The following is an 11,613-nucleotide window of genomic DNA, read 5'->3' as shown; positions in this document are numbered from 1 at the left end:
CGCCGACTATTGAGCACACGTAGCAGAGCCTGTTTAGGTTCAAGCGGGTTTTCCTCCCTAGGGACGGGGAACCCGCCGCCGGTGAACGTTTCTGATCTTGTTGCTCTGCCGTTCCAGTGGGGTTCCGCCGTTCGGGGCAAGCGTTTCTTTCATCCACTCGGGGTGGTGGCCCACGGCTCTTTCGAACGAGTCGCCCCAGACGGTGACGGGTTACCGATTCCTTCCTGCGACGTGGTTGCGCGTTTCTCCAAAGCGACCGGCACACCAGGGGGACTGCCCGATTTCATCGGACTCGCGCTGCGCGTCGACTCCGGAGCCGGGCCGTGGGACATCCTGCTGGTCTCCGCCGGATCCGGAGTGCTGACCCGCGCGGTGGCGTTGCGGCCGGTCTCCTCATGGTCAGGGCATGACATGACCACCCTGATGCCCCTGAGTTACGGCGACAGAAAGTGGTGGCTGCGGGCGCGGATCGACAGCGGCGTCGACGGGGCCGGCCTCTCGCTCGGCGACATCCGGCGGTGTATCGACAGCGCCGGTGTCCGGGTGGTGCTCGATCAGGCCTGTGGTAGCTCCGACTTCCGGGAACTAGGCCGCCTTTCGTTGACGGGGGTGGTCGAATTGCAACCGGGACAGGATGTTTCGTTCGATCCGGTGCTCAATACCGCGCCCGGCGTGACGCTCTATCCCGGGTGGCTGGCCGATCTGCGGGCAAGTACGTATGCGCGCAGCCGGAACGGGAGGGAGTCGCGCGAGTGACCAGGCGGGCCGCGGTCGTTGCGCACCGCGCTGTCGCGCGATGTGTCCGACCCTTCGTTCACCACCCGACCGGTGCCGTGGCCCGATCGAGCGCGCTACCCGCTGCGACCCAACAGGTGCCGCAAGGCGGATTCGAGGTCCGGCTGACGGAAGTGGTGGCCCGCCAGGCTCAGGCGCGAGGGTGTGACCCGCTGGTTGGCCAGTGCGAGTTCGCGCGCGCCCTGCGCCCCGAGTAGCACGCGCGGTCCCAACGACGGCACCGGCAGCACCGCGGGACGGTGCAGCACATGCGCCAGGGTGCGGGTGTACTCGGAATTCCGGACAGGTTGCGGCGCAACGGCATTGACCGGACCGGACAATTCGCTGTCCCACCACGCACGGTGGTAGATGTCGATCAGGTCGTCGATCCCGATCCAGGAGAACCACTGCTGCCCGTCGCCGAGGCGGCCGCCAAGTCCGGCGCTGAACAGCGGCCGCATCAGTTGTAATGTGCCTCCGGCGGGGGACTGGACGATACCGGTGCGCACCTTCACCACGCGGGCTCCGGCCTGCTCGGCCGCGCCGGTAGCGTCTTCCCAGTCGGTCACGACATCGGCGAGGAAGCCGTCGCCGCGCGCGCTGTCTTCGGTGAGCGGCTCTTCGCCGCGGTCGTATCCGTAAAACCCGATGGCCGAGGCGGAGATCAACACGGGCGTTCCGGTCCTGGCGACCAGTTCGGCCAGCCGGCGTGTGGGTCCGATCCGGCTGTCCCGGATCGCTTTTCGGTGCTTCTCGGTGAACCGGCCGGCGATCGAGGCGCCCGCGAGGTGAATGACCGCGTCCACACCGGCCAGCAGGTCGGGATCGGGGTCATCGGTATTCCAGGTCCGCTCGTCGGGGCCGTGCGCAGTGCCGCGAACCAACCGGATCACGCGGTGGCCTCCGGTGCTCAGAAATGCCGCGAGAGCGGTGCCGACCAAGCCCGACGAGCCCGTGACGGCCACGGTCGAGGGCTCCAGACCGTGCTGGGCCGCCCGCTTGTGCGCGGCCAGATCGTCGGCCAACTGCCGGTGCCGGTACACGAACATGGGGTGCAGCGCCCGCTCGGGCACCGGCGTCTCGACACGGTCGATGACGCGGGTCTGCCCCGCGCCGACTTCTTCGAAATCGTGGGTGTGCCGCCACTGCCCGATAATGCGCGGGGGCAGCGAAGCCAGTCCGTCGCTGCTGAGAACGTCGACGAAACGCCTTGGCGGATCGTAGGAATCCGCCTGGTGCTGGGCCACCCAGCGCAACCCGCCGGGCAGGCCGAGGATGGCGCGGCCGTCCTTCAGCGATGCGGCTTCGCTGATGAGCCGCATCGGCGACCAGGGCGGCGAAAGCCTGGCGAAGGCTCCGGGGCGGGTGTGCCAGGCGAACACTTCGTCGCGCGGCGCGTCAATCACGCTCGAATAGATCAGGCCCATGAGTGTGACGTTACCGACGAATGCGACGGCATGCGCGTGCGGCATTCTTGTCAGCATGGGTGTTCGCGACGGAATCGTTTCGCTGCTCGACGCCGTGTTGGACCGGGCCGTAGTTCCCGGCTACACCCGGATCGGCTACCGGCTTCGAACCCTCGAGTGGGCGGACGACCCGCCGGCGGACGCACTGCGTGGCCGCACCGCGCTGGTCACCGGCTCCAACCGGGGCCTCGGTAAAGCCATTGCCGCCGGCCTGGCCGGGCTGGGGGCAACCGTGCTGCTGACGGTGCGCGACGGGGCGAAGGGGGAGCAGGCGCGGGCGGAGATCCTCGCCGAGCACCCCGACGCAGACCTCCGCGTCGAAGTGTGCGACATGTCGGACCTGGCCGCCGTGCGTGCGTTCGCCAAGGACCTGGCCCGGCGGATGGCCGGCCTGGACGTGCTGATCCATAACGCAGGACTGCTGCCGGCCGAGCGCACGGAGACCGCGGACGGGCACGAGATCACCTTGGCCACTCACGTATTGGGTCCGCTGTTGTTGACCGAGGGCCTGTTGCCGTTGCTGCGCGCGTCCAGCGATCCGCGGGTGATCCTGATGTCCTCCGGCGGGATGTACACCCAGCAGTTGCCGGTCGATGACCCCGAATACCGCACGGGCCGCTACCGCGGCGCCATCGCCTACGCCCGCAGCAAGCGCATCCAGGTGGCGTTCACGTCGATCCTGGCCCGCCGCTGGGCCGGCATCCGGGTGTACTCGATGCATCCCGGCTGGGCCGACACGCCCGGGGTGGCGTCCTCCCTGCCGGGCTTTCGGCGCCTCACCGGCCCGTTGCTGCGCACCGCAGAGGAGGGCGCCGACACCGCGATCTGGCTGGCCGCGACCAAACCGGCCCCGCCGACCGGGCTGTTCTGGCATGACCGGCGGCCCCGGCCGCAGCACTACCTGCCCACTACCTGGTACACCGACGACGACCTGCAGCGGATGTGGCGCTACTGTGCCGACGCGACCGGCCTGGACTAACGATCGGGCAGCGCGTGCTCGACGACCGGCCGCCGCGGGTGCGGTTGGCGCTCACGGCGTTTGGCGGCCAGATAGACCTGGGCTGTCTCGTGTGCCACGGTCTTCCAGTCGAAGTCTGACGTCAGCCGCTCGCGGGCGGCCCGGGCCCGGCGCTGGGCCGCCGCCGGGTCGTCGAGGACCGCGCCAACCGCCGCGGCCAGCCCGGCGACATCGCGAGGGGCGAACGACCTGCCGGTGACGCCGTCGATCACGGCCTCACCCAGGCCACCGGTGTTGGAGGTCACCAGCGGAATACCGGCCGCGGCGGCCTCCAGCGCGGCCAGTCCGAACGGCTCGTAATGGCTGGGCAGCACCGCGGCATCGGCCCGGTGCAGCGCGGCCAGCAGCTCGTCGTGATGGAGGTGCCCGACGAAATGGGTCGCCTTGCGCACCTTGTGTTTTCGCGCCTGCTCGATGAGCCAGTCCTGCTGGGTGCCGTCGCCGGCGATGGTCAGGGTGGTGCCGGGATGGGCCCGCCTGATCCGGGGCAGTGCGGCGATGGCGTCGTGCACGCCCTTCTCGTACTCCAGCCGTCCGACGTAGAGCAGTTCAGCCGGGCCGGTGCGCCGTCGGCGGGCCGCGAAGGGCCAGCGTGCCGCATCGATTCCGTTGCGGATCACCGTGGTCTCGGACAGGCCGGGCCCGAACAGTTCGGTGATCTCCTCGCGCATCGACGCCGAACACGTGATGAGCGAATCGGATTCGCGCACCAGCCAGGATTCCACCGCGTGCACCTGCCGGCTGATCGCTCCGCTGACCCAGCCGGAATGCCGGCCGGCCTCCGTCGCGTGAATCGTGGAAATCATTGGTACGTCGTAGAATTCGGCCAGCGCGATGGCGGGGTGTGCGACCAGCCAGTCGTGTGCGTGCACCACGTCGGGGCGCCACGGCCGGCGGCCGGTGCCGAGGGACAGCCCGGCGCGAATCATGGCGTGGCCCATGGCCAGCGTCCAGGCCATCATGTCGGTGCTGAACGTGAACTCGTGCGGGTCCTGCGCCGCGGCGATCACCCGCACCCCGTCGTGGACTTCGTCCGAGGTCGGGTGGGTACTCGGGTCGGTGCCGGTGGGCCGGCGGGACAACACGACTACGTCGTGGCCGGCCTGGGCGAGGGCGGTAGACAGGTGGTGGACGTGCCGGCCGAGGCCGCCGATGACGACCGGCGGGTATTCCCACGAGATCATCAGGATCTTCATACGGGACACGTCACTTCGGGAGCCTCCGGGCGTCCAGCGCGCCGAACAGCCCGTCGGCCGCGTTCCAGCCCTGCGCCAGTCGCTGCGCGGAGTCGCGGCGGCCCGACGCCAGTGCGCCGGCGATCTCCCGGGTGGCGTGCGCGTGCAGATGTGCGCGGTAGCGCGCGTAGTCGGCGGCGGAGTCCTTGCTGACCATGAACGGCCAGTCGCTGGACACCGTCAGCAGCGTCTCGCGCAGGATCTGGTCGGCGACGTGATCGCGGGGTATGGGGCCGTCCAGCGAGGCCGTCTGGGCCAGTGCTTTGTCCACCGTGGTCAGCGCCGTGTCGACCACTTCGGCGTTGAGCTGGACCAGGTCGGCCACCTGCTCACCGTTCCATACCTGCCAGTCCTTACCGGAACCCCAAGAGCTGGGCGGCAATTCGACCGGGGAGCCGACGAATCCGGCCGACATCGCGTCGCGCAGCGTGCCCACCTGGACCCCGGCTTCGGGCAGTGCGCGCAGCATGCGCGCCAGCCACGTCGGGCCCTCGTACCACCAGTGCCCGAACAGCTCGGTGTCGAATGCGGCGACCACATGGGCGGGACGGCCGATCCGCTCTGACTCGGATACCAGACGGTTGCGCACCAGCTCGACGAAGTCGGCGACGTGCACGTCGACGGCGCGGTCGGCGCGCTCGGCGTCGTACGGGGCCTTACCCTCCGAGCCCACGTTGCGCCCGGTGACCCGGGCCGGCTTCAGCCCGGTCAGGTGGTCGTACGTGTGGAAGTCGCGGTAGGCGGCGTGCCCGGGGTAGCCCGACTTCGGTGACCACACCCGGTAGCTGACCTGCAGGTCACGCCCGAACGCGACCACACCGCTGGTGCCGACCGGACGGCCCAGCGCGGTGTCGCCGTGCAGCGACGGTCCGTCGACCATGAAGTGGCTGACCCCGGCCGCGGCGTAGTCGTGCTCCATGCCGGGGGCGTACGCGCACTCGGGTGCCCAGATCCCCTTCGGATCGTGCGACAGCCGCAGTCGCGCGTCCGCCAGGCCCTCGCGCAGGGCGAACTCCCGCAGCCGCGGCGCCAGCAGCGGCTGGAAGGGATGGGCGAGCGGCCCGCCGAGCAGCTCGACCGTGCCGGCTTCGATCAGGCCGCGCAATAGCGGGCTGCCACCGTGCCGCCACAGTGTCGCGAAGTCCTCGAGCGCCTGATCGGCTTCCTGGCACTCGCGAATGCCGAACGCGCGCAACGCTTCCGGGGTGCACGACAGATACCCGGCGGACTTCGACCGCGGCAGCGACCGCACGCTGGCGGCCACTGTGGTCGCTTCGAAGGCGCGCAACCGCCAGTTGGCCAGCCAGTGGTACATCCCGTTCAGGCAGTACGGGTCGTCGAGCTGGGCGTTGACCACCGGCGTCATGCCGAGGGTGATCAGGCCGCCGCGGTCCTCATCGGCCAGCGCGCGCAGCACCCGGAACAGCGGCAGGTAGGCCGCCGCCCACGACTGGTAGAGCCATTCCTCCCCGACCGGCCACCGACCGTGATGGGCGAGCCAGGGCAGATGGGTGTGCAGCACCAACGTGAACATGCCGGGCACCCGGCCGGACGATGTGGTCAATTGCGCACCGCGATCGCGACGAGATCCAGGCTGTCGTCGATATCACATTCGGCCCGGTCCAGCAGGTCGAAGTCGGCGGTGGCCACCGCCGCGACATCGGCCACCAACTCCGGTGACCAGGGCGCATCGGCCACCGCCCGCGCGATCTGCGCCTCGATGATGGAACCGCCGTGCCGCTCATCCATCGCCCGCAGTCGCGGCCCGTGGAACAACCCGCTCATCGACACGTCGGCGAACCCGCCTTCCAGCAGCAGTTCGGTGAGTTCGTCGGCGTTGAGTTCGCGGGTGTGAAACGGGTTGATCGGGGTGTCACGGCCGGGGGAGAAGGTGATCCGGTTGGGCGTCGACATCATCAGCAGGCCCGCCGGTCGCAGTACCCGCGCGCACTCGCGGACGAACTGGCCCTGGTCCCACAGATGCTCGATGACCTGGAAGTTCACCACGACGTCCACACTCGCGTCGGGAAGCGGCAACTCACTCAGGTTGGCGTGCAGCACCTGCACCCGGGGGTAGCGGTGCCGGACGTGCGCGACGGTGGATTGGTCGTAGTCGACGGCTACCACCCCTCGTGCGACACCGGCGATCAGGTCGGCGCCGTAGCCCTCTCCGCAACCCGCTTCCAGCACGTCACGTCCCGCGCAGCGGGGTGCGAGGCGCTCGTAGACCACTTCGTGGCGGCGGAACCAGTAGTTCTCGATGTCGAGATCGGGGATGGTGCGCTCGCCTGTCAGCGGCAACCCCGGATCGACCGGGTGTTCGATCCGGTCCGGTGTATTGGGGACGATTGCACTCATTGTTAAGGCAGGCTAATGCCTGGCCTCTGATTCGCGAACCGGACGGGGGATCAAGGGGGCAGCCCAGGGCGATCTGCCCAGGAAGCACCCGCTATGGTGGGTTGGCAGACCGTGAGAAGTTACCCACTAGTAACATGGCGTAAGCGGTTGCGAAACGCGTGACCGAGGTCCTGCAGTCGACCGCTGCGGGACTCCTTCGAGGAGGACGAACCACACTCATGACGAACATCGTGGTCCTGATTAAGCAGGTTCCGGACACCTGGTCGGAGCGCAAGCTCTCCGACGGCGACTGGACGCTCGACCGCGAGGCCGCTGACGCGGTCCTGGACGAGATCAACGAGCGCGCCGTCGAAGAAGCGCTGCAGATCCGGGAACGGGAGGGTGGCGAAGGGTCGGTCACCGTGCTGACCGCCGGCCCCGAGCGCGCCACCGAGGCGATCCGCAAAGCCCTGTCCATGGGCGCCGACAAGGCCGTCCACCTCAAGGACGACGGCCTGCACGGGTCCTGCGTGGTGCAGACGGCGTGGGCGCTGGCCCGCGCGCTGGGCACCATCGAGGGCACCGAGCTGGTGATCGCCGGAAACGAGTCCACGGACGGCTCGGGCGGTGCGGTGCCGGCGATCATCGCCGAGTACCTGGGCCTGCCGCAGCTCACCCACGTGCGCAAGCTGTCCGTCGAGGGCGGCAAGATCACGGCCGAGCGGGAGACCGACGACGGCCTGTTCAGCCTCGAGGCGAGCTTGCCCGCCGTGGTGAGCGTCAACGAGAAGATCAACGAGCCTCGCTTCCCGTCCTTCAAAGGCATCATGGCCGCCAAGAAGAAGGAAGTGACCGTCCTGACGCTGGCCGAGATCGGCGTCGAGCCCGACGAGGTGGGCCTGGCCAACGCCGGGTCGACGGTGCTCTCGTCGACACCGAAGCCGCCGAAGACCGCAGGCGAGAAGGTCACCGACGAGGGCGAGGGCGGCACCGAGATCGTCAAGTACCTGGTCGGCCAGAAGATCATCTGAGCCCACCCCACGTAGAGAGCGAATAAACCATGGCTGAAGTTCTGGTGCTTGTAGAGCACGCCGAAGGGGCCCTCAAGAAGGTCACTTCCGAGTTGATCACCGCGGCCCGTGCCCTTGGCGAGCCGGCCGCCGTCGTCGTCGGTGCGCCGGGTACCGCCGCTCCGCTGGTCGACGGCCTCAAGGAGGCAGGCGCCGAGAAGATCTACGTCGCCGAGTCCGACGTGGCGGCAAACTACCTCATCACCCCGTTCGTCGACGTGCTGGCCTCGCTCGCCGAGTCCAACGCGCCCGCGGCGGTGCTGCTGGCCGCCAACGCCGACGGCAAGGAGATCGCGGGGCGCCTGGCCGCCCGCATCGGCTCCGGTCTGCTGGTCGACGTGGTCGAGGTGCGGGAAGGCAACAAGGCCCTGCACTCGATCTTCGGTGGCGCCTACACCGTCGAGTCGCAGGTCAATGGCGACACCCCGGTGATCACCGTGCGCGGTGGTGCCATCGACGCCGAGCCGAAGGCCGGCGCCGGCGAGCAGGTCAACGTCGAGGTGCCGGCTCCGGCCGAGAACGCGACCAAGATCACCTCCCGCGAGCCGGCCGTGGCCGGCGACCGCCCCGAGCTGACGGAGGCCAGCGTCGTGGTCTCCGGTGGCCGCGGTGTGGGCAGCGCGGAGAACTTCACCGTCGTCGAGGAACTCGCCGACTCGCTGGGCGGTGCCGTCGGCGCCTCGCGTGCCGCCGTCGACTCCGGCTACTACCCGGGCCAGTTCCAGGTGGGCCAGACCGGCAAGACCGTCTCGCCGCAGCTGTACATCGCGCTGGGCATCTCCGGGGCGATCCAGCACCGGGCCGGTATGCAGACCTCGAAGACCATCGTCGCCGTCAACAAGGACGAAGAGGCGCCGATCTTCGAGATCGCCGACTACGGCGTGGTCGGAGACCTGTTCAAGGTCACCCCGCAGGTGACCGAGGGGGTCAAGGCCCGCAAGGGCTGATCGACCGGTATCCGTGAAAGCCCCCGCCGCGTGCGGGGGCTTTTGCGTTGCCGAATGCTTCATCTGACGTGCATCGACATGTCAGCGGGCCGATGCCGGCTAGCTGAACGCCTGCTTCATGTTGGTGCCATGAGCATCGCATCCGTTCTCATACCCAGCGACAAGCCACGCGGTCCGGTGACACGGTCGTCATCCGGTCCGCACTACTCCCTGCTGCTGTCCACCGACCCCGGCCTGATCGAAGCAGCGCAGCGCCTGCGCCACGACGTGTTCAGCAGCACACCCGGCTTCGCGCTGCCCCCCGCGGCCGACGGCCGCGAGGGTCTGGACGTCGACCGGTTCGACGAATACTGCGACCACCTCCTCGTCCGCGACGACGACACCGGCGAATTGGTCGGCTGCTACCGCATGCTGCCGCCATCCGGCGCGATCGCCGCCGGAGGTCTCTATACCGCAACCGAATTCGACGTCCGCGACTTCGACGCCCTGCGGCCGTCGCTGGTCGAGATGGGGCGCGCAGTGGTGCGCGAGGGCCATCGCAACGGCGGGGTGGTGCTGCTGATGTGGGCGGGCATCCTGGCCTACCTGGACCGCTGCGACTACGACTACGTGACCGGCTGCGTGTCGGTTCCGATCGAAACCGAGGGCGACGTTCCGGGACGTCAGATCCGCGGTGTGCGTGACTTCGTCCTGCAACGGCACCCTGCGCGCTACCGGGTCCGGCCGTATCGGCCGGTCTGCATCGACGGCACGGCGCTCGACGACATCGCACCGCCCGGCCGGCCTGTCATCCCGCCGTTGCTGCGGGGCTACCTGCGGCTCGGCGCCCGGGCGTGCGGCGAGCCTGCCCACGACCCGGACTTCGGGGTGGGCGATTTCTGCGTGCTGCTGAGCAAGAGCGACGCCGACACCCGCTACCTCAAGCGGCTGCGGTCGGTGTCGGCCGCCGCCGACATGGGCGGTGCAGCCCGGTGAACACGACGGCCGCGCACCCGTGGCTGCCCCGGGCATCGTGTGACATCGGCTGCCTCGACGAGGTGGTACAGGCGCGGCGGCTGCCGGTGCGGTTGCGGGCCGCCCTGCGCATCGGCCTGGTGCTGCTGCTGGCCCCCGGGCTGCCGTTACTGGGCATTCCGCTACCGGGTTCCAGCCATCTTCAGCGCGCCTACTGCCGGCTGGTGCTGCGTAGCCTGGGAGTGCGAATCTCAGTGTCGGGCAACCCGATTCGGAATCTGAGCGGGGTCCTGGTGGTGAGCAGTCACGTCTCCTGGCTGGACGTCTTCGCGATCGGGGCGGTGCTGCCCGGCTCGTTCGTCGCGCGGGCCGACATGTTCAGCGGCCCGGCCATCGGAGTGGTGGCGCGGATCCTGAAGATCATCCCGATCGAGCGCGCCAGTCTGCGGCGGCTGCCCGCCGTGGTGGCCGCGGTCGCGGCGCGGTTGCGTGCCGGCCAGACGGTGGTGGCCTTCCCGGAGGGCACCACCTGGTGCGGCGCGGCCTTCGGCAGCTTCTACCCGGCCATGTTCCAGGCTGCGATCGATGCGGGCCGTCCGGTGCAGCCGTTGCGCCTGACCTATCACCACGTGGACGGGCGGATGTCGACCGACCCGGCGTACGTGGGCTGCGACCCGTTGCTGCGGTCGGTCTACCGGGTGGTCTGCGCACGCCGCACCGTGGCCCGGGTCCGGGTCGAGTCGCTGCAGCTACCGGGAGCCGACCGGCGGGCCCTGGCCCGCCGGTGCCAGACGGCGGTGCGCTCGGGTGCGCCGGTGAACCTGGATCACGCGCTGGTGGCCTGACTGCTCCCGCCTCGGGGGACAATGGCGTTCGTCGGGCGTCAGCCGAGTGCGGAGAGGTGACTATGAGTCGTTGGCCGAAGCCGGACGTTGCCGGTCCAGGGCAGGAATCCGTGTGGGACTATCCCCGCCCGCCGCGGCTGGAAGACTTCGCCGGTTCGATCACCATCGAATTGGGCGGTCAGCAGATCGCATCGACGCAGCGCGCCTGGCGGGTGCTGGAGACCAGCCACCCGCCCACGTACTACCTGCCGCGTGATGCGTTCGCGGAGGGGGTGCTGCGGCCCGCTGCCGGTTCGTCCTGGTGCGAATGGAAGGGACAGGCGAGCTACTTCGATCTAATAACGCCGGCGCGGGTGGCTTCGCGCGCGGCCTGGACTTACGAGCGGCCCACCGCCGGTTTCGCACCGATCGCGAATGCGATCGCCGTGATGGCCGCCGAGGTGGACCGGTGCACGGTCAACGGTGAAGAGGTCATTCCGCAACCCGGCGGCTTCTACGGCGGCTGGATCAACAGCTGGATCGTGGGCCCGTTCAAGGGAATTCCGGGATCGATGGGTTGGTAGCCGGCGAGCGGGAACACTAGGGCGATGACGTTCAGTGTGAGTCGGCTCGTTGCCGCGCCACCGCAGGCCGCGTGGGATCTTCTCGTCGACCTCGACGCCTGGCCGCAATGGGGGCCTTCGATCACCGGCGCCGAACTCGACCAGCCGGGTAGACGACTGACCGCGGGCGCGAAGGGGACGGTCCAGACCGCGCTGCTGGTGCGGCTGCCGTTCGTCGTCACCGAGTTCGAGCCGGGCCGATGCTGGGCATGGAAGGTGGCCGGGATCCCCGCCACCTGGCACCGGGTGGATCCCGCAGACGGCGGCGCACGGATCACCTTCGGCGTGCCGCGGTGGGCACCCGCCTATCTGGCGGTGTGTGAGATCGCGTTGCGCCGGATGGAGAAGCTGCTGACCTAGCGGTC

At 69.3% G+C, this 11,613-nt stretch carries 12 protein-coding genes; 8 read left to right on the top strand and 4 right to left on the bottom strand.

The window, feature by feature from the left end; all coding sequences use genetic code 11:
- The first annotated feature begins 81 nt into the window (after positions 1 to 81).
- Entirely contained in the window at positions 82 to 756 is a 675-nt protein-coding gene (locus tag QXH22_RS04310) for a phosphodiesterase (protein ID WP_306274991.1), read from the top strand.
- A gap of 95 nt (positions 757 to 851) precedes the next feature.
- On the opposite strand, the gene QXH22_RS04305 is transcribed toward QXH22_RS04310, so the two are convergent.
- Positions 852 to 2,201, bottom strand: coding sequence for a TIGR01777 family oxidoreductase (locus QXH22_RS04305; RefSeq protein ID WP_306275958.1), 1,350 nt, complete (start codon positions 2,199 to 2,201; stop codon positions 852 to 854).
- Between the two features lie 55 nt (positions 2,202 to 2,256).
- On the opposite strand from QXH22_RS04305, the gene QXH22_RS04300 reads away from it, so the two are divergent.
- Complete coding sequence (locus QXH22_RS04300; protein WP_306241509.1) at positions 2,257 to 3,219, top strand: SDR family NAD(P)-dependent oxidoreductase; 963 nt, start codon at positions 2,257 to 2,259, stop codon at positions 3,217 to 3,219.
- Here the strand turns inward: QXH22_RS04300 and QXH22_RS04295 are convergent.
- The 3 genes from QXH22_RS04295 to QXH22_RS04285 are packed head-to-tail and all read right to left on the bottom strand — an operon-like array spanning position 3,216 to position 6,851.
- The gene (locus tag QXH22_RS04295) at positions 3,216 to 4,454 is read right to left on the bottom strand and encodes a glycosyltransferase family 4 protein (protein ID WP_306241508.1); all 1,239 of its coding nucleotides are present in this window, start codon (positions 4,452 to 4,454) and stop codon (positions 3,216 to 3,218) included. The genes QXH22_RS04300 and QXH22_RS04295 overlap by 4 nt on opposite strands.
- 10 nt (positions 4,455 to 4,464) lie before the next feature.
- Entirely contained in the window at positions 4,465 to 6,027 is a 1,563-nt protein-coding gene (locus QXH22_RS04290; RefSeq protein ID WP_371934205.1) for a 1,4-alpha-glucan branching protein domain-containing protein, read from the bottom strand.
- A 26-nt stretch (positions 6,028 to 6,053) separates the two neighbouring features.
- Positions 6,054 to 6,851, bottom strand: coding sequence for a bifunctional 2-polyprenyl-6-hydroxyphenol methylase/3-demethylubiquinol 3-O-methyltransferase UbiG (locus QXH22_RS04285; protein WP_306241506.1), 798 nt, complete (start codon positions 6,849 to 6,851; stop codon positions 6,054 to 6,056).
- A 218-nt stretch (positions 6,852 to 7,069) separates the two neighbouring features.
- Between QXH22_RS04285 and QXH22_RS04280 the strand changes: the two genes are divergently transcribed.
- The 6 genes from QXH22_RS04280 to QXH22_RS04255 all read left to right on the top strand — a co-directional run bounded on the left by QXH22_RS04280 (position 7,070) and on the right by QXH22_RS04255 (position 11,608).
- Positions 7,070 to 7,861 (top strand): electron transfer flavoprotein subunit beta/FixA family protein, encoded by a 792-nt coding sequence (locus QXH22_RS04280; protein ID WP_306241505.1) that lies wholly within the window; start codon positions 7,070 to 7,072, stop codon positions 7,859 to 7,861.
- Between the two features lie 29 nt (positions 7,862 to 7,890).
- Complete coding sequence (locus tag QXH22_RS04275) at positions 7,891 to 8,847, top strand: electron transfer flavoprotein subunit alpha/FixB family protein (protein ID WP_306274990.1); 957 nt, start codon at positions 7,891 to 7,893, stop codon at positions 8,845 to 8,847.
- 129 nt (positions 8,848 to 8,976) lie between these two features.
- Positions 8,977 to 9,822 (top strand): GNAT family N-acetyltransferase, encoded by an 846-nt coding sequence (locus QXH22_RS04270; RefSeq protein WP_306241503.1) that lies wholly within the window; start codon positions 8,977 to 8,979, stop codon positions 9,820 to 9,822.
- On the top strand, positions 9,819 to 10,646 hold the full coding sequence (locus tag QXH22_RS04265; protein ID WP_306241502.1) for a 1-acyl-sn-glycerol-3-phosphate acyltransferase: 828 nt from the start codon (positions 9,819 to 9,821) through the stop codon (positions 10,644 to 10,646). Before QXH22_RS04270 ends, QXH22_RS04265 begins: the two co-directional genes overlap by 4 nt.
- A gap of 62 nt (positions 10,647 to 10,708) precedes the next feature.
- Positions 10,709 to 11,209, top strand: a complete 501-nt coding sequence (locus tag QXH22_RS04260) for a DUF427 domain-containing protein (RefSeq protein WP_306241501.1) — start codon at positions 10,709 to 10,711, stop codon at positions 11,207 to 11,209.
- A gap of 24 nt (positions 11,210 to 11,233) precedes the next feature.
- Complete coding sequence (locus QXH22_RS04255; RefSeq protein ID WP_306274989.1) at positions 11,234 to 11,608, top strand: SRPBCC family protein; 375 nt, start codon at positions 11,234 to 11,236, stop codon at positions 11,606 to 11,608.
- Positions 11,609 to 11,613: the final 5 nt, after the last annotated feature.

It is taken from the genome of Mycobacterium sp. TY814, from assembly GCF_030755175.1.
GTDB lineage: Bacteria > Actinomycetota > Actinomycetes > Mycobacteriales > Mycobacteriaceae > Mycobacterium.
This window is presented reverse-complemented; position numbering and strand designations above follow the sequence as displayed.